20 protein-coding genes are annotated in these 20,930 nt (G+C 36.8%); 5 read left to right on the forward strand and 15 right to left on the reverse strand.

All coding sequences use genetic code 11. The features are described from left to right. The first annotated feature begins 212 nt into the window (after positions 1-212). On the forward strand, positions 213-1,526 hold the full coding sequence (locus ACFX4R_RS21540; RefSeq protein WP_043981596.1) for a hemolysin family protein: 1,314 nt from the start codon (positions 213-215) through the stop codon (positions 1,524-1,526). On the opposite strand, the gene ACFX4R_RS21545 is transcribed toward ACFX4R_RS21540, so the two are convergent. Beyond that, positions 1,527-1,973, reverse strand: a complete 447-nt coding sequence (locus tag ACFX4R_RS21545) for a DUF4385 domain-containing protein (protein ID WP_013083648.1) — start codon at positions 1,971-1,973, stop codon at positions 1,527-1,529. Positions 1,974-2,077: 104 nt separating this feature from the next. Between ACFX4R_RS21545 and ACFX4R_RS21550 the strand changes: the two genes are divergently transcribed. Beyond that, entirely contained in the window at positions 2,078-3,466 is a 1,389-nt protein-coding gene (locus ACFX4R_RS21550) for a DUF2254 domain-containing protein (RefSeq protein WP_377570311.1), read from the forward strand. A gap of 571 nt (positions 3,467-4,037) precedes the next feature. Further along, positions 4,038-4,334 (forward strand): hypothetical protein, encoded by a 297-nt coding sequence (locus tag ACFX4R_RS21555; RefSeq protein ID WP_165574998.1) that lies wholly within the window; start codon positions 4,038-4,040, stop codon positions 4,332-4,334. A gap of 65 nt (positions 4,335-4,399) precedes the next feature. On the opposite strand, the gene ACFX4R_RS21560 is transcribed toward ACFX4R_RS21555, so the two are convergent. From ACFX4R_RS21560 to ACFX4R_RS21600, 9 genes are all read right to left on the reverse strand, one after another. Further along, the gene (locus tag ACFX4R_RS21560; RefSeq protein ID WP_323618303.1) at positions 4,400-5,170 is read right to left on the reverse strand and encodes an ABC transporter ATP-binding protein; all 771 of its coding nucleotides are present in this window, start codon (positions 5,168-5,170) and stop codon (positions 4,400-4,402) included. Positions 5,171-5,179: 9 nt separating this feature from the next. Beyond that, positions 5,180-5,977, reverse strand: a complete 798-nt coding sequence (locus ACFX4R_RS21565; protein ID WP_043981591.1) for an ABC transporter ATP-binding protein — start codon at positions 5,975-5,977, stop codon at positions 5,180-5,182. Positions 5,978-5,982: 5 nt separating this feature from the next. Next, positions 5,983-6,789 (reverse strand): nickel transporter permease, encoded by an 807-nt coding sequence (gene nikC, locus ACFX4R_RS21570; protein ID WP_034651053.1) that lies wholly within the window; start codon positions 6,787-6,789, stop codon positions 5,983-5,985. Continuing rightward, positions 6,786-7,727: a nickel ABC transporter permease gene (gene nikB, locus ACFX4R_RS21575; protein ID WP_340447868.1), complete on the reverse strand. Its 942-nt coding sequence runs from the start codon at positions 7,725-7,727 to the stop codon at positions 6,786-6,788. The genes nikC and nikB overlap by 4 nt, the downstream gene beginning before the upstream one ends. Positions 7,728-7,729: 2 nt before the next feature. After that, positions 7,730-9,253 (reverse strand): nickel ABC transporter substrate-binding protein, encoded by a 1,524-nt coding sequence (gene nikA / locus ACFX4R_RS21580; protein ID WP_377570315.1) that lies wholly within the window; start codon positions 9,251-9,253, stop codon positions 7,730-7,732. A gap of 244 nt (positions 9,254-9,497) precedes the next feature. Further along, positions 9,498-9,911, reverse strand: coding sequence for a DUF4395 domain-containing protein (locus ACFX4R_RS21585; protein WP_043981588.1), 414 nt, complete (start codon positions 9,909-9,911; stop codon positions 9,498-9,500). Positions 9,912-10,223: 312 nt separating this feature from the next. Further along, on the reverse strand, positions 10,224-11,054 hold the full coding sequence (locus ACFX4R_RS21590; protein ID WP_043981587.1) for a YitT family protein: 831 nt from the start codon (positions 11,052-11,054) through the stop codon (positions 10,224-10,226). 199 nt (positions 11,055-11,253) lie between these two features. Then, positions 11,254-11,814 (reverse strand): hypothetical protein, encoded by a 561-nt coding sequence (locus tag ACFX4R_RS21595; protein WP_025751320.1) that lies wholly within the window; start codon positions 11,812-11,814, stop codon positions 11,254-11,256. Positions 11,815-12,011: 197 nt separating this feature from the next. Then, entirely contained in the window at positions 12,012-12,566 is a 555-nt protein-coding gene (locus tag ACFX4R_RS21600; RefSeq protein WP_043981586.1) for a GNAT family N-acetyltransferase, read from the reverse strand. Between the two features lie 159 nt (positions 12,567-12,725). On the opposite strand from ACFX4R_RS21600, the gene ACFX4R_RS21605 reads away from it, so the two are divergent. Beyond that, positions 12,726-12,869, forward strand: a complete 144-nt coding sequence (locus tag ACFX4R_RS21605; RefSeq protein ID WP_153254062.1) for a hypothetical protein — start codon at positions 12,726-12,728, stop codon at positions 12,867-12,869. 66 nt (positions 12,870-12,935) lie between these two features. Here the strand turns inward: ACFX4R_RS21605 and ACFX4R_RS21610 are convergent, their stop codons facing one another. The 5 genes from ACFX4R_RS21610 to ACFX4R_RS21630 all read right to left on the reverse strand — a co-directional run bounded on the left by ACFX4R_RS21610 (position 12,936) and on the right by ACFX4R_RS21630 (position 18,993). After that, positions 12,936-13,760 (reverse strand): thermonuclease family protein, encoded by an 825-nt coding sequence (locus ACFX4R_RS21610; protein ID WP_377570318.1) that lies wholly within the window; start codon positions 13,758-13,760, stop codon positions 12,936-12,938. Between the two features lie 420 nt (positions 13,761-14,180). Beyond that, positions 14,181-14,840 carry a 2OG-Fe(II) oxygenase gene (locus ACFX4R_RS21615; protein WP_013057538.1) on the reverse strand — a complete coding sequence of 220 codons (660 nt, stop codon included), beginning with the start codon at positions 14,838-14,840 and terminating at the stop codon, positions 14,181-14,183. Between the two features lie 246 nt (positions 14,841-15,086). Continuing rightward, complete coding sequence (locus ACFX4R_RS21620; RefSeq protein WP_162214469.1) at positions 15,087-16,589, reverse strand: malate:quinone oxidoreductase; 1,503 nt, start codon at positions 16,587-16,589, stop codon at positions 15,087-15,089. A 120-nt stretch (positions 16,590-16,709) separates the two neighbouring features. Beyond that, positions 16,710-17,534, reverse strand: coding sequence for a pyruvate, water dikinase regulatory protein (locus tag ACFX4R_RS21625; protein WP_162214470.1), 825 nt, complete (start codon positions 17,532-17,534; stop codon positions 16,710-16,712). 577 nt (positions 17,535-18,111) lie between these two features. Next, positions 18,112-18,993, reverse strand: a complete 882-nt coding sequence (locus tag ACFX4R_RS21630; RefSeq protein WP_237074464.1) for an HAD family hydrolase — start codon at positions 18,991-18,993, stop codon at positions 18,112-18,114. Between the two features lie 311 nt (positions 18,994-19,304). On the opposite strand from ACFX4R_RS21630, the gene ACFX4R_RS21635 reads away from it, so the two are divergent. Beyond that, positions 19,305-20,768 carry a hypothetical protein gene (locus ACFX4R_RS21635; protein WP_013083667.1) on the forward strand — a complete coding sequence of 488 codons (1,464 nt, stop codon included), beginning with the start codon at positions 19,305-19,307 and terminating at the stop codon, positions 20,766-20,768. Positions 20,769-20,930 lie beyond the last annotated feature (162 nt).

Raw genomic sequence — 20,930 nt, forward strand, 5'->3', positions numbered from 1 at the left:
TTTCATTCATTTTATAGTGTTTAGTTTACGCTTTTTGTGCCAAAAAATGTTGTGGGTTATTAAAAAGTGCTCTTTCTTTTCGGTAAGTTTATTTCTGCGGACATTAAGGGAACAGTATACATGATATTCTTTATTTACCATATAAATCAGCTCATCAAACTTTTATAAGGGAGGTGTTCCCTTATCCGTTTCAACGGGGTAAGGAGATAAATTTGGAAACAGTAAATGTCATTTTATTCATCGTATTAATCATATTAACAGCCTTTTTTGTTGCAACGGAATTTGCCGTCATTAGGGTACGGTCGACTAGAATCGACCAGTTAATTGAAGAAGGAAACCGGAACGCTTTAGCAGCAAAAAAAGTAGTATCAAATTTAGATGGTTATCTTTCAGCCACACAGTTAGGCATTACGGTTACCGCACTGGGTCTAGGCTGGATAGGTGAACCTACGGTAGGTCATTTATTAGAGCCGCTTATTGACATGCTTCCTTTTGCTGCATCACTTTCGCATGTCATATCTTTTGTTCTTGCTTTTTCGGTTGTCACATTTTTAAATGTGGTAGCTGGGGAACTTGCGCCCAAAACAGTGGCGATTCAAAAAGCCGAACAAGTGACGCTGTTATTTTCCCGTCCTCTTATTCTTTTTTCTAAGTTACTTTATCCGTTTATTTGGCTTTTAAACCACTCAGCAAGAGGCGTTGTCGGATTATTCGGCCTGAAGCCAGCTTCTGAAAATGAAGTAGCTCATAGTGAAGAAGAACTTAGAATTATTTTATCTGAAAGCTATGAGAGCGGTGAAATTAATCAATCGGAATTTAAGTTCATGAATAATATTTTTGAATTTGATAATCGTACGGCTAAAGAAATCATGGTGCCTCGTACAGAAATTGTTAGCGTATCAGCAGATGAAACGATAGAAGAATTCTTAAAAATGGCTAGAGTAGAGCAATATACTCGCTATCCAGTAGTTGTAGATGGAAACAAAGATCAAGTGGTGGGATTAGTTAATATTAAAGAAATATTAGCGGATTACATAAAAGAAGATGATATTAAACCACGTACCGTGCAAACGTATATGAAACCCATCATTCAAGTCATTGATTCCATCGCCATTTACGACTTATTGCTTAAAATTCAAAAAGACAGAATTCACATGGCCATCTTAATAGACGAGTACGGAGGAACAACAGGGCTTGTAACGGTAGAAGACATTTTAGAAGAAATTGTTGGTGAAATTCGTGATGAATTTGATGATGATGAAATACCGGACGTACACAAAATTAATGAAAATCACTACGTACTCGATGCGAAGGTGTTGATTGAAGAAGTAAATGACTTACTCGGAACAAATATTGAGCAAGAAGACGTTGATACCATTGGCGGCTGGATGCTGACCGAAAAGTTTGATCTTGCTAAAGGTGACAGCATCACAAACGAAAGTTTTTCATTTAAAGTCATTGATATTGAACATCACCATATTAAACGAATCGAAATAACAAAGGAAAAAAGTACGGATAACAGCTGATTATCCGTACTTTTTTTGATGCTCTTTTTTAAATGTCAAGTACTCTTTATTCTCTCGTACCTCCTTCCATTTTTTCATAAAAATAGCCGCCGATTTTGCTTTTTGTTCATCAATTTGCCGTTCGTTACGCTCTCCGTCTTTGCTGTATTTCTTTCCGCCTTTGTAGTTCGCGTAGCGCCTGGATCGCGTATATCCCATTTGGAGAAATTTCCGGGCCATGTCCATTCCAACAAAATCGCTTTTTTCTTTGTAGGTTAAAAAAAGCTGATAAATGGCGTCCGCCGATTCCTCAGCAATTTCAGGTGTTCGAAAACGCCAATGAGGAAGAATTTCACTTTTATACGGCTCCACAAGGAGAACTCCTTGTTCTCCTTTTCCTACTCTATACTTTTCAGGATGTTTTCTAAAATCGATATGCTCAAAGTCAAGTGAATAATCAAATGCCACGGCTCTCTCCTCCTTTTTGATCTCTACCCCTTACAAATGAATGATAAAACTTTTCTTAAAGAAGTTTTTCACATGCAGATGCGGGTAATAATAGGTGGATAAGTATGACTAACTTTTTTCTCCATGCTAAAAGAAGGCCGAACTTATTAAATCATGATACGAGAGATTTCGTTATGTCAATAAAGCTACAGCAAAACCGAATCAAAGCTAATTTTTGGATTACTCCTTCTTTATATGGAATTGTTGCTTTTGTTTTAGCCACTATTAGTACATTTTTAGATCGATATTTAACAGCTCATAAACAATGGTTAAAATTAGTTCCTTCTGTATTTCTAACGGATAAAGAGCTTGCTCATACTATTTTGAGTTCAGTATCAAATTCCTTATTAACGATGACGACGATTACGTTTTCTTCTGTTTTAGTGGTACTGACTACGTTTGTAGGCCAGTTTTCTCCTAGAACGATTCAAAATTTCAATACAGATGCCAAAACTCAGCGCGTGCTTGGCACTTTTATCGGTGGGTATGTGTACGTGCTTGTACTGCTTATTCAAGTTCGAAGCAATCAAGTCAGCAACACTTTTATTGTTCCTTCACTAGCCATTTTGGTAGCTTTCATTTGTCTAGGTATGTTTGTATTTTTAATTCATCATGTTATTAACTGGATTAAAGTCGGCAACTTAATTTCAAACATTGCCAAAAAAACAATGCTAACCATTGAAGAACGGCAGCTAGAACAGCAAAAATCACCTCAATCAAAAAATGAAGAACAGCTTAATTTTGATAGTGAAAATACGCTGCAAATTAAAAGTAACAAACAAGGATATATTCACTATATTGAACTCAAGCATTTAACTACACTAGCATCTAAATATAATGTTATTGTGAAACTTGAAAAAGCACCCGGTGAGTATGTCGAAGAAGACACACCTCTGTTAAGCGTGATTCATCACGATCAATCATTAGAACACGAAAAATTTCTTCATTGTTTGTTTATTACAAATGATCAAGAGTCGATTCAAGATGTGAAGTTAGGGATTCAAAAGCTAAGTGAAATTGCATTAAGAGCTATTTCACCCGCTATTAATGATCCTGAAACAGCCATTAACTGCATTGAACAGCTCACGCAAGTGTTTATCAAACTTGGAAAAAGCTATTCTTCTTCTCCTTATTATTACGATGAAAAAGGATGCATTCGCGTCATGCTAGAAAAACCTTCTTTTATGGATTATTTGTACAAAGCGTTCTATCAAATTCGTCATTATGGGAAAGAAGATGTTTCCGTGATGTCTGCTGTCATCAAGGCATTAACCGTAATCGCTGAAACAAATCACTCTGCCATCAAAAACGACGTGTGGGTTTTCTCTTCCTATATCGTAGAAGGGCTGCAAAAAGAAGAGTGGCTTAAAATGGACAAAGAGTTTCTTAATCAGCTGCTCAAAAACCTTGCAAAAGCTTGTGGAAAAAAAGGCGCTTCTATGTTGATAGAATAAAAGCCAAAAACGCCGCTCATCAACTGAGCGGCATTTTCTTACGATATAAAGTGCTCTATCTCTTCTCTCTTTTTCACTATTATAAGTTTATCGTTATATGACGTACGAAGGATATGCAAAATTTCAGGTTTACTGTGCTTTTCGAAATCCGCATTCCACTGAAACATAATAAGGTTAGCTCTATTAAAACTTTCATTCACCCATGTATAGTGTACGCCTTCTATAATCCATTCTTTTGAAGCTGCAATATGATGTAAACACTTTTTTCTATCCGCTTCACTTCTTCTTTTATCTCCTTCATATGTTCGTTCCCACATAATATTATCAAGTTCGTAGTGAGGAACTTTTAATTCATGGGATAATAAACGGGCAAGAGCTGTTTTTCCACTTCCAACAGATCCAACGATATGTATTTTTTTACATGAAGCGCTTTGAATACTTCATCTCCTCCTACTTCAAACCTGTTTTTTTACACATATTGTATAATTCACGTTCTTTTTCTCTAATGCAAACGAGAACGTTTTATGCTAGTATTTTATGGTACTTGACTGACAAAAGGAGTGAAATCGCAGTGCCTAAAACCTTTTTTGGAAAACTTACGCTGTTTTGGATTGGACTATTTTTATTGATTACAGGTCTATTTTTTTATTATAAATATACAAACCAAGCGTTTACCGCTGCAGATTTATTCTTTCGCGTCTCTCCTCCTTTAGCTGCTATTGGCTTCCTTTTAAGCGCAGCCGGACTATATGAAGAACGAGGAAAAAACAAGCTAATTCCTCTCCTTGTACTCGGCATTAGTTTTGTCATGCTTTGCCAAGCAGGCTATCATTTTATACATATGCATACCCCCCCGCCGCGTCCCTGACTTTGTCTCATTCTCATTTATAAAAAAGCTCTTCGTTTAGTATATTAAACGAAGAGCTTTACTCTCTATTCAAATAAACGCACAAGCTTTTTTGTATAGGGATGCCTGTTTTTATCAAATAGCTTTGCACGTTCAAACTGATCAATAACCTCACCTTGCTGCATAACTATCATGCGGGTACTCATAAAATTTACCGCTGCTAAATCATGCGAAATAAACAAATAAGATAGCTGAAACGTCTCCTGCAAATCTTTTAATAAATTTAAAATTTTTGCCTGTACCGTAACATCAAGACTCGCTGTTGGTTCGTCTAATAGCACGAGAGACGGACCTACGCTAATGGCACGCGCAATCGCTACACGCTGAAGCTGTCCACCGCTGAGTTCATGAGGATAATTCAACGCATATTCTGCGCTAATCCCGACTGTTTCTAACAAATAAAAAGCGAGTTCTTTTTCGTTTCTGCTCACATGAGATAAAAATGAAGGAACGGTTCGCTGCTGCCGCAAAGGCTCGAGCAAAGAATCGATGATTTTTACTTTTGGATTAAAAGAAGCCGCGGGGTTTTGAAATACAACTTGCATGCCTAGACGAGCTTGCTGCAGTTTTTTTCCTTTTAACCGGTGAAGAGGTTTCTCTGCAAACCATACTTCTCCCTGCTGAATTTCTGTTAACCTTAGCACACTTTTTACAAGCGTACTTTTTCCACTTCCACTTTCTCCGACAATCCCTACGCATTCCCCTTTATCGATATGCAGGGAAACATTATTTAGCGCTTTAACGTCTTTATACTGTTTCACCAGCTGCGTGACGCGTAATATACTTTTTTCTTTCATATCTCACTCCTATATCAACACTTTTTTCTGCGTATCTAACAATCGATCAGGCGTTTTCTGTAAAGAAGGAATGGCGTTAAACAGTTTTTTTGTATAAAAGTGATCCGGAGCGTGAAACAGAGATTCGATACTGTTTTCTTCCACGATCTCTCCCGCTAACATAATGGCTGCTCGGTCTGCATATTTCCGCACATGACGCAAATCATGGGTAATAAACAAAATGGCACAGCCTGCTTCTTCTTTCAGCTTATGCAGCAGCTGAAGAACTTCAGCTGCTGACAAGCTATCTAAAGCCGTGGTTGGTTCATCTGCAATAATCAAGGCAGGCTTCATCACCAGTGCTAAAGCAATCGCTGCTCGCTGAAGCTGTCCACCGCTCAGCTGAGAAGCATAGCTTTTATACACGCGTTCATTAGGTAAATTCACAGCTTTTAGAGCCTGAAAAATAGCAGCAGTCCTGTCTTTTTTAGCAAGCTTACTATGTGTACGAATCGTTTCATCAAACTGCTTTCCGATTGTTAAAAAAGGCGTAAAAGCGCTTCGATAATCTTGAAAGATATACGAAATATCTTTTCCAAGTATAGGCGCCTCTCCTTTCTGCTTAAAGATAATAGATCCTCCTTTAAGCGTTACACCTGAAGGCAACAGTCCTCCTATCGAAGCAGCAGTGATACTTTTACCGCTTCCGCTTTCTCCAACGAGCGCCATCCACTGTCCTTGCTCGATTGTAAAAGAAACGTCTTTTACAATTTGTTTTGTTTTATTATGAATGGCTAGATGCTTTATTTCTAAAACGATGACGATCACCTCTTTTACTGATTAACTTGATATTTCCCTCGAATATATTCACCTAAAGCTGTAAACGCCAGCACAAATAAAATAATGGCCACGCCTGGTATCAACATTAACTGCGGAGCATTGTAAAAGTAGGCTCTGCCTTCATTTAGCATCGTTCCCCATTCCGGAGTAGGCGGCTGAGTCCCTAGTCCAATATAGGATAGTGAAGCCATCATTAAAATAATTTTCCCTATATCCAGCGTAGCAAGAACAAGAATATGTCCTCCCACATGAGGAAGAAAGTGGCGCAGGATTAGAGGTAGTGTTCCCACTCCGTTTAATTTAGCGACCAGCACATATTCTTTTGACTTTTCTTGAAGCACAATACTGCGCACTACCCTTGCATAACCAACCCACTTTACAATAACCATCGCAGCAATTAAGTTAAATAATCCAGGCCCTAACAGTCCGCTTAAGACGATAGCTGCAATATAGTCAGGAAAAGCTAAAAAAGCGTCTACAATTCTCATTAAAAAGCGGTCTATTTTCCCTCCAATATACGCTGAAACTAAGCCAACAGGTACTCCAATCAAAAGAGAAAGAGCTAAGACAAGAAAGCTAGTTCCAATTGTGGTCTGAGCTCCAGCTACGATTCGTGAAAAGAGATCTCTGCCTAAGTGATCAGTTCCTAACCAGTGATCACCGGTGGATTTTTGAAGCCGGTCTTGCATATTAACTTGTGTGGGATCCATCGGTGTTAGCTGACTTCCAAACAGACAAAATAAAATAAGCGCAATACCACACACGCTTATCACTACAAAAGGAAGCTGCGGCTTTTTCACGTTTTATCCCCTCCCTTTACGTAGAGCTGGGGATTTACATATTTGTAGCTCAAATCCACAAATGAATTAATTAAAACAACAAACAGGCCCATCCACAAAATATACCCTTGAATCACAGGATAATCACGATTCATAATCGCATCAATGACTAATTTTCCAATGCCAGGATAAGCAAATAGGACTTCAATGATGACCGTTCCTCCAAGCAAACTGCCTAAGCTCGTCCCTAAAATGGTAAGAAGCGGCGTTAAGCTATACCGGAACGCGTGGAAAATAAAAATGCGGCTTTCACTGATTCCTCTTGCTCGAGCGGATCGTATAAAATCTTGTTTCAGTCCTTCTAGCAGACTAGCTCTAATCATTCGCATATACACAGCGGACATGGCAAAACCCAGCGTTAAAGAAGGCAGCACAAGATGAGCTGCTGTGCCTGTCCCCATCGAAGGAAGCCATTGAAGACGTACAGAGAACAGCTGTATAAACAAAAGGCCGAGCCAAAAACTTGGAATAGACGCTCCAATTAAGGAAATACCTCTGCTGAGATAATCAATCCACTTGTTCGGATACAGTGCTGACAGCGTGCCGAGTGGCACAGCTATTGACAGCATCACAACCAAAGATGCAGCCGTCAAGCGCAGCGTAGCCGGAAACTTTGCGGCTAATTCATCGACCACAGGCTCTTTTGTCATATACGAAGACCCTAAATCAAACTGAAAAAAGCGCTTCAGCCACTTTACATATTGAATATATACAGGTTCATTAAACCCTAGCTCTGTTCGCAAACTATTTATTTGTTCCTCAGAAACTGCCACGTCATCTGCGCGGAGCATTTGCTTAACTGGGTCTCCTGGAGCCAGCTTCATCAAAACAAAGCTGAGAAACGATAGGATAACTAAAAAAATGAGTAATTCTATTATTCTTTTACCAATTAATTTCATATCTATTTCACATCTAAATCCTTTGTTATCACATAGTATTCACTTTTAGTTGTGACCCAATTTTTCACATTGTCTCTATAGGCCACAAAATTATTCGGATGAACAATCGAAGAGTGGAGCGTTTCTTTTTCTGCTATTTCTCCGGCTTGTCTTGCTAACTCATTGCGCTGTTTTTGATCAACGGTTTGATTGAGTTTATTAATAACGGAAGTTAATGCTGGTTCATGAAAATGACCTACATTAAATGCTCCTCCCTCCATGTAAAGAGCATTAAAGAAATATCCTGCATCTCCTCGCGGCGCGGTTACTAGACTATATGTAACGATTCCCCAATCATTTTTTGTTGTCATATACTCGTCCATATTTTCCACTTGTTGAATGTCTATTTTTACACCAATCTTTTTTGCTTCTGACTGAAGCATTTGTGACATTAAAGGCAATTCTGGACGATAAGGGTATGTAACAAGCTTAAAGGAAAGCTGTTTTCCATTTTTTATTGCTTTTCCATCCTTGAGTATATAACCGGCTTTTTCTAAATATGTTTGAGCTTCACTTGGTCCATAGGTTTTCGTTTTTTGATCGTTCGAAAAATCTAAACTCTTTAAAAATGGACCATTTGCCGGGGATCCTTGACCTGCAAGCGCTGTATCGACAACATCTTTTGGGTTTAATAATACATCAAACGCTTTTCTCACATTTTTATCTTTAAACGCTTCTTGCCTTGAATTATAGAAAAGCATTTGATTTCTCAGGCTCGGCTGTACATCTACTACAATAGAAGAATCTTTTTTTAACGTGTTTAAGCTTTCAATAGCCGGCCGGTACACAATATCAGCTTCACCTGATTGCACAGCGGACGTTCGTGCATTTTCATCATCATTAAATGTTAACACAACTTCATCCAATTTTGGTTCCCCGCCCCAGTATTCTTTATATTTTTTTACTTTCATTTCATTATCCGGTTTAAACGAAGCTACTTTAAATGGCCCTGTTCCCACGGGTTTACTTTTTGTATCTGGAGCATCTATATCAATAATTGCCGTGTTTGGATGAACAAGTTCAGAAGGCAGCGTGGCAAGCGGCTCTGTTGTTGTAATGGTTAAGATTTGGCCACTGGCTTTCATTTCTTTAATTTTAAGTGCACTTTTCATTGCTTCGCTTTCTTTTATCGTTCTTTCTAACGAATGTTTCACGGCTTCAGCATTTAGATCCTTGCCATTTTGAAACGTAATCCCGTCTCTAATCTCAAATACCCAGGTCATCCCATCATCTTCTGTTTTCCACTTTTTTGAAAGCCACGGTTCAATCTGTAATTGCTCATTAACTTTTACTAACGTTTCGGCAATACCGGCTCGTACAGTTGTATAATTTAACTGTGGATCGAGCGTGTCACTTGGAAAATTCGATACAAAAGTAAGTGATTTCTTTTTACACTTTTCTTCGGTACTCCCAGAGTTACTCGAACATGCCGCTAGCAGACCTATCGCAGCAAGCGTTAAGCATAGCAAACTTATCCTTTTTCTCATATAAACCCCTCCTTTATTCAAAACTATCTTTCTTTTATGTACCGTCTCTAACTATAACTTCCTCCTTTAAATCGTAACGATTATTATTATCATAAAAAGTTTAATTTGTTTACCTTACTTTGTCAACAAAGGTTTTTAAAGGATATGGGTGCTCTAACACTTGTTTTCACCCGTTATGATGATTAAATTTATTGATAACGCATACAAATGAGCATAAAAAAACAAAGCCTTCTCGAGGCTTTGTTTATGCAGCGTGTTTTTTTCTTTTATATTTCCACATCATATATCGATAACGAATCGTGCAGCCTATACAATATCCCATCAGCGCTACACCAGCAGCAAGAATCACCATTGCACTAAATACATAGCCGACAAGCGTATAACCAAGTAAAAAGGATATGAAAGCAATTCCGATACATACAGTTGCAATCCATTGGTTAAAAAGCTGCTGATCCCGGTCTTCCATTTGATAAGAAGAAGCAGGCTTTTTGAGAAGCGTTTTCCCTGCTATAATTACGGGATTACGCTTTGTTGCAAGTGTGACTACTCCAATGAGAAAAGGCAAAAGTAAAAGCCACTTTGCCGCAAGTAAAGCGATCAAAACCGTTATAACGATAAAGAATTGATTAAGCTGAACTAATGGTTTGGGAATGCTCATGGAACTCCTCCTTCTCAAAACCTATTATACAAATTGGTTTACTAATTTAAAAGAAAAAGCACTCCAAATGAGCGATAAGACTCATACAAAAAAGTTACATAATTTCACTAACGTACTTTAAGATCAGTATCGTAAATAAAATCAAGACAACGTATCGTAAAGAACGAATTCGACGTTGAAGAAGACGTTTTACATGCCTTTTATTACGCATATGGGTTCTTCCTTTCGTATATTGAATTGTCTCTAGACACACTTATATCATACTTTTTTGGAAAGTACCAACGTCAGAAAAAATTGCCAAGAACCACAGCTTTATGCGCTTAAAAAGCCTTTTCCAATTACATCTCGTACATCGTGCACAATCACAAATGCTTCATCATCAATTTTTTTAATCAGCTTTTTAAGTTTAATAAGCTCTTGTTTATTAATGACCACATACAAGATTTCTTTTGATTCTTTTGTATAGTTCCCTCGACCGTTTAGAATCGTTACTCCGCGATCAAGCTGTTCATTGATTTGATCCGCTACTTCATTTTTGTTGCTTGAAATAACGGTAACGGCCTTTTTGGCATCAAATCCTTCAATAACGAAGTCAATTACTTTTGTTGTAATATAAAGCATGACGATCGTAAATAGTAGCTTTTCGATTCCAATAATAAAATAAGAAGCCAATACCACTAGTAAATCAACTATTAAAAGTGCATGACTGACTTTCCAGTTTAAAAACTTATTTAGAATTCGAGCAATAATGGCTGAACCTGCTGTTGTTCCACCAACTCGTAAAATCATCCCAATTCCAACGCCTAGCAGTACACCGGCAAAAACCATGCCAATGAGTTCTTCATGAAGATGAAGACCCCAGCCTTCAGTTACGTGAAGAAAAATAGATGTAGCGATAATCGTAATCATCGTATAGACGATGGTTTTTTTCTCTAAAAATTTATACCCTACGATAAGCAAGATACCGTTTAAAATAAAGTTAGTGATGCCCGTTGAAAGATGCGTTGTATAATATAAAATAATTGATATACCCGTAACGCCACCTTCACCTAATCCTATTGGAATGACAAACATGTTAACTGCAAGTGAAAATACAAACGAACCTATTAATAAAAAGATGACATCTTTTATTGTTTTACTCATCGATTAAACCCTCCTCGACATAAAAATTCACATAAAAAAGCCCCTTCTCCAAAAGAGAAGAGACGCTTATGTTTAGTTTTTATATTACGTATTCTTAAATTGCCATGTATGACTATAATATGTTCACATACGTTTGTCAAACGGAAAGTTTATGCATTATGTGTAACCAAGGCGATGAATCATTTATCTTTTATGTATACTAGGAATGTTTTAATTTATTTAAACAAAGACGAATGCAGGAATTAGTTGACTCAATTAATTCTTTATCGCCTTTTTTCAATCGAATTTCTAACGCACGTTGAAAATAATGATGTGCTCTGGAAACAATCCGCTGATCAAGTAAACATTTTCCATAATGCTGATAGACAAAGTCTTCATATATGTGAAGGTCTTCATCTGCTTTTAATTGTTCAATGAGTAGCTGAAACGTTTCATTCGCTTTATCCCACTGTTCTTGCCAGTGATATGTATGTCCAAGCCGGATCGTATTCAAAAATTCACCTATTGTATCAGCATGCCGGTCATATAGATAAATGGCCAGCAGCAGATGTCTTTCACTGCTCGTTAATTCTCCAAGTATGCGCTCATATACACCAATATGTCCATATGTTTTAGCAGCGGCACACTCATCCTCTTCTTCAAGAGCTCGTTTCTTTAAATAGATAATTCCCTGCTTCATTTGGTGTGGGTTAACCGGAACTTCTCGAAGCTGTTCATTAAATCGATAACTCATATTAAACGGAAGATCTCTGATGTTCATGCACGCTCCTTTCATGTGGCACATCAGCAAACATACTTTCATGACCGCTTGCTTTTGGTCCATTGGATGTAGGATTCTTTCCATTTTGATACGTTTACGCGATTTACAGGAAAGCTCAGCAAAAGTGCTGAGCTGTTGGTTCTTATTATTTTACTTATATATCCATTTTATCACAAAAAATACTACCGTAAAGATGCTCAGGCAGTCTTCATATAAAAAAATGGTTTTTTATCAATAAAAATGGTTTTATGCTCTTGAAAGCCTATACGCTGATACAATTTTTTGGCTTCTACGTTATTATATTCAACGTTTAACGATAAAAACATCTTACGCTTTTTGGCTTCTTGCTTGGCTACATTTAAAAGAGCCGTTCCTATCCCTTTTCCACGATAAGCTTCATCTACACATAGAGAGTCAATATAATAATCTCCATGTTCAGTTTCTATATCAATTTCCCACGCTGGATTATTAAGTTTAGCACGTACAAAACGCTTAACTGGTTCATAAAGCGTTTGTAACATACTTCCTTCGTAGCAAAGCATAAGTCCAACTACCTTCTCCTCGACTTCTGCGACTGTAATATGATGATAGCTATAGCGATTCTTCTCAGACAGAATAAACGCTTTAAGTCTTAAAAGCGCTTCTTCGTTCGTTGTAGCCGCTGTGTGAGAGCGCGCAATACTGCCAAGCATGTCATAAAGTAATTCCGTTACAGCAGAAGCATCTTCTTTTCTTGCTTTCCTTATTTTCACGATTTTCAAACTCCCTTTATTCTCTTCGCTTGCGTTATTTGTAGCAAACCTTCTTACCTATCTACTTTAACACGAAAAAGAAAAGAAAGAAAAAATCAACTCCTAATCTTCCTTTCATTGTATAATTAATGTATATTTTCAAATGAGTGGATGATGACTATGAAAAAACGCCGTCAGCAGAAAGATACTACGGTAAGTGGATGGGAAGTTTTAGCAGAAATTCTTTTACAAGTGCCTCAGCTGCTCATATGGCCACTGCGTCTTCTTATACGGATTGGTCGCTCTTTGTTGGATGGTATTTAGCCACTCCTATACAAATACTTACTTAACTCAAAAAAAAAGAAATTCAGCAGTTACTGAATTCCTTTATTAGTTTTTTGCTTTTGTGTATCCTGCTTCTTGCGCATCTTTTTCGGTACAAAACCAAATGACGTTGTTCATGGTTTGATTGTAGTGCGCCCCAGTTGGCACGTGATAAATTTTAGAGTTTTGATTTCCTTTTATTTTACCTTCGCAGCTTTCGGCAGTTTGAGTATCTTTTTGATTAGAAGAGGACTGATTTTTTACAGCATCCGTATTATACCCTTTTTCCTGAGCATAGTTTTCAATGCTCCAGATTCCTTTTTCGCTTTTTCGAGCCTGCTCCTGGATTTTCTTAAATTCATCTACGTACTTTGTGTTAGGAGGAAATACTGCTACGCGGGCTAGCCCTTTTGCTAGCAGCTCTTCATTATACAGCTCATTGTCTATCCATACATACGCAAGTAACCGGCCATATTGATCACGCTCTTGCACATCAAATTCAAGGGTGATTTCCTGTCCTTCTAGCCTTTTTTTTGTGTAAGCAGATGCTTCTGGACCAAAGGGCTGTACGCCTAGTTTGGGATGCTTTGTTTCGGGGGTATCAACAAGAAGTAATCGCACGCGATCTCTCTTTCCGTTCAGCATTTTCACTTTAAGCGTATCACCGTCCACTACTCTTTCTACCGTAGCCGCCTCACCTACTACATCTTCACGATTTGCTTTAGAAGGACTATGATCTTCTTCTTGATCTGATGAATCTTCTACTTGAACTGCTTGTTTTGTATCGGCAGAAGATGTGCTTGAATGACTTGCCTGCTCATCGCTGCATCCAGTAAGAAGCAGCATAAACATCGCAAGCATCGTGCAAATAATTGCTTTTATTTCTTTCAAAACCCGGGCCCTCCTTTAACACGTTCCCTATCTACTATATAAAAGTAAAATGATTTTATAAATAGTGTAAATCACCTAAAAACAAAAACTCGTGAAAATACCTTTCACGAGTTTTTTCGTGCAACTGTTATAAAAATTGGTTACCTGTTTTAAAGTTATTCTTTTAAATAGCATCTATTTTATTTTTATCTCATGAACACATTTTTCGTTTTAGTGTATCCAGATTTTTAATCATGAGGATATTTTACACTACAAATACATTTATCGTCTACCACCTTATAAGAATAAGGAATAGCCGCACAAATAGAATAAGTGTGAATATTTCAATATAATAACTGGCTAACATGATTACTATTTTTTTGTAACATAAATAAGAGCCCTCATTAACAATAGCTAATAGGGCTCTTCAAACCTTTGTTTTTACGATCGAATTTTTTGTTTGCGCATCCACTGGGTAGCGACCCACTTTTCTCCTTTTATAACAGGAGCTCCCCCGTGGAGAGTACGGTCATTAAGTTCAGCGTCACTATAAAAATATTCAAAGTACACGGCCATTCCTTTTGTCGGAGATACGGAAAGACCCAGCTTAGGAAAATAAGTTTCTCCTCCTTCTTCGACATCGTTTAAGTACATAACCAATGTACTAATACGGTTGTTTTTAGATGCTTTACTTGCAGAAGTGAAATAATCGTGATGTGCTTTGTATTCTTGGTCAGGCAAGTATTTTAAAACTTGAAGACCTTCAGCATATTCAATAGATGGTCCCATGATTTTAGAAAGTCGTCTTTCGATTTGATGTACAAGCTCGTTTTCGCTTTCTTCAAAAAACATGCCGCTGCTCGTTCGAATACTGTTTACTTCACGTGCAGCACCAATTTTTGATCGCTGCATTTTATCTTTGGATAGCTGTATAAGTTCGTCACATTCTTCGTTACTTAGGACATTTCCTAAAACTAGAACAAGGGGCTCTTCAAATCGAGCAACAATATCAATCTCTCTGTCTTCTAATTTAATTTTATTCCCTGTATGGTTAAAAATCGTTTGTTCTTTCGTTAGTAAAGATGTATTAGTTAGAATCATCTTTTATCGGCTCCTCGAAATAGCTATTTTCCAATTTTCCACTCCATTATATGTAAACGCTTACTAATAAGAATTATATCATGAATACGAAGTAAATTCTGCTAGTAAAGGAAATAAATAAAAAGAAGCCCGTTATATAACGAACTTCCCTCATTTTTTCTTATAGATTTCACATGTCGTTTAAATGCTTTAACTATCTAAAAAACTCTTTTAATATAGAGTATACGTATCAAAGGCTGCCTAAAATCATCGGTACACAAGTTCTTTTTTACTTAAATCAAGCGTTTGTGCTGTAGAAGCATGAATTTCGTTAAAAAGCGCTGGATTTTCTACCAGTGACAAGCCGTAAGAAGGAATCATTTCTTTTATTTTTGATTCCCACTTCTTCATATGCTGCGGGAAACACTTTTCCAGCACTTCAAGCATGACATGAACGGCAGTCGAAGCACCTGGCGAAGCCCCGAGCAATGCAGCAACGGAACCATCAGCTGAACTCACAACTTCGGTACCGAATTGAAGAGTTCCTTTACCTCCGGCTTCCGTATCTTTGATTACTTGTACACGCTGACCCGCTACGACGATATCCCAGTCTTCGCTTTTTGCGTTTGGAATAAACTCACGAAGTTCTTCCATACGCTTTTCATTGGACAACAGCACCTGCTGAATCAAGTATTTCGTTAAGCCCATCTCTTTGACGCCTGCTGCTAACATCGTTAAGATATTATTCGGTTTTACAGAATTGATTAAATCCAAATTTGAACCCGTTTTTAAGAACTTTGGTGAAAATCCGGCAAAAGGTCCAAACAGCAGTGTTTTTTTGCGGTCGATATAGCGTGTATCAAGGTGCGGAACCGACATCGGCGGAGCACCAACCTTTGCTTTTCCGTACACTTTCCCGTGATGCTGCGCTACAACTTCGGGGTTATTGCATACCATAAATAATCCGCTTACCGGGAACCCTCCAATATGTTTGGACTCAGGAATACCCGTTTTTTGGAGTAAAGACAGACTTCCGCCTCCTCCTCCGATAAAAACAAAGTTCGCCGTGTGATATTCCTGTTTGCCGGTATGAATATCATGTACTTTTACTTTCCACGAGCCGTCTGCGGTACGTGTCAGATTTTCAACGCTGTGGTTATAGTTTATTTCTACCCTTTTACTTTTTAAATGTGTGAACAACATACGAGTTAAAGCTCCAAAGTTCACGTCCGTCCCTGAGTCGATTTTGGTTGCCGCAATTGCTTCAGTCGATGTACGGCCTTTCATAACAAGCGGCATCCATTCTTTTAGCTTTTCAGGACGATCTGAATATTCCATCCCTTGAAACAATGGATTATTTGATAGCGCTTCAAAACGTTTTTTCAAAAAGGATACGTTCTTTTCTCCTTGTACGAAACTCATATGAGGGATTGGCATAATAAACTCTTGCGGATGATGAATTAAATTACTGCTTACAAGATACGACCAAAACTGTCTTGAAAGCTGAAACTGTTCATTAATCTGCACTGCTTTCGTAATATCTATAGATCCGTCAGCTTGTTCAGATGTATAGTTCAACTCGCACAGTGCAGCATGGCCAGTCCCTGCGTTATTCCATTCATTCGAGCTTTCTTCTCCTGCATCTGCGAGTTTCTCAAATACTTTGATTTCCCATTCCGGCGCTAACTCTTTTAGTAAAGATCCCAACGTTGCGCTCATCACTCCGGCCCCAATTAAGATAACGTCTGTTTTTTTATATACATTGCTCATCACAATCTTCCTTATCTTTTATATTTTAAAAAAGCACCTTTTAGCAACACGCCTGTTCTACCTGACTCTCTACAGATTAAGTATGTCTGACAAGTTATCTGTCTTACATAATGGGTGTTTTTATACATACCCTTTCGTCTTGTCCTTTTTTAACATGCTCAATATCACTTCAGCGGTTTCTTCAACTGCTTTACCTGAGACATTAACAATAGGACAGCCAATGCGCTTCATAATTTTCTCAGCATAGTCCAGCTCTTCAAGGATTCGATCTACATTGGCATAATTGGCTTGAGACGCTAAACCTAAATTTTTTAATCGTTCTTTTCGGATTTCATTGAGCTTATCCGGTGTAATAACTAAACCAATACATTTATTTTTCGGAATAGTAAAAAGTTCATCAGGAGGCGTCACTTCTGGAACTAAAGGTATATTCGCTACTTTAAGACTTTTATGAGCTAAATACATAGAAAGTGGCGTCTTAGATGTTCTCGAAACACCAATCAACACTAGATCAGCTCGCTTGATACCTCTGAAGTCTTGTCCATCATCATATTTAACAGCGAATTCAACTGCTTCTACTCTTCGAAAATAGTTATCGTCTAATTTTCTCGTTAATCTCGGTTGAAGATTAGGTTCCTTATTAAAGGTTTGGCTAAAGGCACTCATAAGAGGGGTCATTAAATCAATGGCTACAATTCCTTCTTCATGTGCCTTTTGGTCAAGATACTGTTTTAAAGGTGGGATGACGATAGTATACGCAATGATGGCCTTATTACACCTTGCTTCAGCAATGATATTATCAATATTTCCCTCATCTTCTACGTAAGAAGTATTTTGAATTTCAATATCTTCTTCACTAAATTGAGTTAAAACTGCTTTTACCATCAGCTCAGCCGTTTCACCTACTGAGTCGGAAACTATATAGACAATTTTTCTTTTATTCACATTAAATCTTCCTATTCTTTGATTTTAATAGTTTAATAACGCTAGTATTTTTTGTTCAACTATCATTTAGCAGCTTGCAAGATACATATTTTATGGGTAATGAATGGGCTAATATCCTGGATACTGTGATTATAAACACTTAAAAAAACGAGCGAATCCAGGATTTATGTCATACTAATTATAAAATAAAACTAAATATGTTATACTATTTTCATTAAATGTTATATTAGCATTAAATATACGGAGATACAATCCCTTTTCTCCGCATTTTATAAAAAGTTTGAAGAAAGAAAAAGTTTAGATGTTAAAATATTTTTTGCTTTGGCATGGTGGCACTCATCAGGGCTGAGAGGCGTTTTGCAGCGATAGGTACGAGGATAGTTATATAGTTATGTTGTTTATAGCATGATTTTTAAATTATAGAAGATTTATTCTTATCTATTCTTTTTAGCTAAGAGTGCTATAACTAAAAATAATGAACGGTTTACTTTCCACCTTATGTATACTAAAAACACCGCCTAAAAGACGATGTTTTGAATAGTTGGTTATAATGCATTGTCATGAAATAGATTAATTTTTATAAAACGGGATTACTTCTAGTAGATTTTTGTAATAAAAATTTAGAAAGATAATGAGATACGCCGTTTTCGTCACAGTTAAATTCCGTTACGTCATCGACAATTTCTTTAATATGATCCGGCGCATTTTTCATCGCTACGGCATAGCTGGCAAACTGAAACATTGGTAAATCATTGTTGCTGTCGCCAATTGCTAGAATGTCTTGCTCGGGCAAATTAAAATGTTTTAGCATTTGCTGAATTCCCGTTGCTTTATTTACGTTTGCCACCATCACTTCAACATTGTGTTTAGATGAAGTAGAAGTTGTAAAGTCGATTTCTTTTTTAAGTTCTTCAAGTTCCTCTTTCCATTTATCGATATGCTCGTGCGTTCTTGCAAAGAAATAGAACTTTGAAAATTCACTTCCCTCTACAGAATCTTTCCAGTCAATTTCTTCTTTAATCGCTTGTTTACGAGAAAGCCACTCGTTAATTTCCACACTGTCTGGCTTTGGATCTCTAATTTCATTTTCTACATAGGATTGATCTTGTTTTAACGTCACGCGAGGTGTGCCGTACGGGAAAAGCTCGTAGTACACCTTATTCGCTCTTGCTTTTTCAATAATAGTTTCCACCAATTGAAGCGAAAGCGAGTGCTGAAAGACTGATTCTTTTCCTACATAGCCCGCCATACCATTTGATGTGATAAATCCATCTACTTGAAAGCCTTCAGGAACTAACTCTTCTATTTCATCAAATGCTCTTCCCGTAGCAATAAAAACAAAAATTCCCTGTTTTCGTAATTCGTCAATGATTTCTTTTGTTTGAATACTTACTTTGTTAGAGCGATTTAATATCGTACCGTCCATATCTAAAAAAATTGCTTTAGGTTTTAACAACATATTTATTCCCCCTATTTGTAAAAAGAGTGTACTTGGCAAGTATAAACTTTTCCATTTTTAAACTCAATGAATGTACTTTGCTTTTTTCTTTTATAAAACTACTATAATACTCTCCTTACATTTAAAGTATATACTGATATTGTACAAGCTCTATAAAGAAAGAATTTTATATTTTATACTAATAGCCGGCTAGGCTAATTCGATATAAAACAGCATTCACAAAAACGAATTTTCCTTTTAGCCTTTAGAGTATCGTTCAAAAAAGATATAATAAGACTGTTACAGATTAAATACATACAGAGGAGGTCAACATGAACGAACCATCCAATTTTTCTCCTTACCTTATTAAACAAATCAGCGATGCGATCGATGACAATATCAAAGCAAAGTGCATAGACTTTTTATATGATTCTCATTCGTTTTTTTCGAATGAAAAAGATTTTATAGAAGACTACATTTTAAATATATTGCAAGATACGTTTGTTTTAGAGAATAAATTAATAAATCCTAAGGAAATACGAAACCCGGCCTACAAAAGAAGACAATCGAATAAGAAAAACTGGCTGCAAACCTTAAAAAAAGATATTAAAGCAGAAAAGCCTAATCCTATTTTTGAAGACATTGAATTGGCCAAAAAAGTGATGGATAAAAAAGTGGATACCGAACACTTAAAAAAACTGTTTGGCGTGGAAAAACCTGAAGATATTTTAAAGATAAAGTTAAAAGAAGTAGAGGCATGGGCTAAAAGTAAAAAAACAAACATTACCGATTTTCCTTATTTAGATTCAAAAATGAATTATCAAATAGAGAAAGCATTTCACACGGACTTTACTTTTTTAATTGCTGAAATCATATTAGAAAAATACAATGGAAATTTGAGTAACTGGATTGATAAACGATTAAATTCGTGGGTAGAGGCCCCTATCTTCTCAAACGAAAGTCATTCTCTTAAAACCAATATGGAAGTTAAAACAAACTCCCAAGAAGTCGTTTTATATAATGACTATAAAGTTGATGAAGAATATTTCATTCGCACCATTATCCCTGTGAATGATAATCAAACGGTTCTTTCCAAACGAAATATGGTTTTAGACCCAAAAGATTCCCAAATTATCCAGTTTGCTCTTTCACAGCGCGACGAGATGTTTTATAAAGAAAAAACGGTGACTCTTGATTTAGCGGATATCGTGAAAGAAATTTATAATTCAAAAGGTGTAAAAAACTATGAAGCAGTTGAAGCCCGCATTATGAAAATTGCCAGGTACCACGTAGAAGGTGTAGCGAAGAAGAAAAATTCCAGAGATACAAAATTTGCGATAAACTTCTTCCAAAAAGCTGTTATTGAAACCGATGAAGTAACGGGCAGACGATATGCAACCATCGTATTTAGCGACGATACGCATCAAGGCTTTTTAAATCAGCAGTTTGTACAAATTTACAGTGACGTTATTAAAAAGTTTAAAGATAACTCGCTGTCTTCTTTGCTGCTGTATGCATTTCAAAAAGAGCGATTAGATTGTTATTTACAAGAGAAGTCTTACACCCATTTTTACCCGTATCAATATTTTGCTTCAAAAGTTCGTTTTCGTTCAAAGAAAATTGATGTCAATCTAAAATTAATTAATGAATCTCTAGCAGAGTTTGTTAGCAATCAAGTACTTATCCAAAGTTATCAGCAAAAACTTCAAGGATTTGAAATCTCTTTTATTCCTCTTCAAAATTATGAAATTCAAGACTATTTTGGAGGAGAACATAGAGAAACATTGGAAGGGTAAATTGTTCCCTTCCTTTTTTATTTGATATTTTGCCACTTTCAGCTTATAAATACAAAATATCCCTCTACTTTTATTTCATAGTTTGGAAGTTTTGTCATTTTTAACGTACTAACCAGAAGCTTTTGCCGTTTTTGACGTACCTGTTCGCTTCTTTTGCCGTTT

It is taken from the genome of Priestia sp. YIM B13490 (genome assembly GCF_042787735.1).
GTDB classification, from domain to species: domain Bacteria; phylum Bacillota; class Bacilli; order Bacillales; family Bacillaceae_H; genus Priestia; species Priestia megaterium.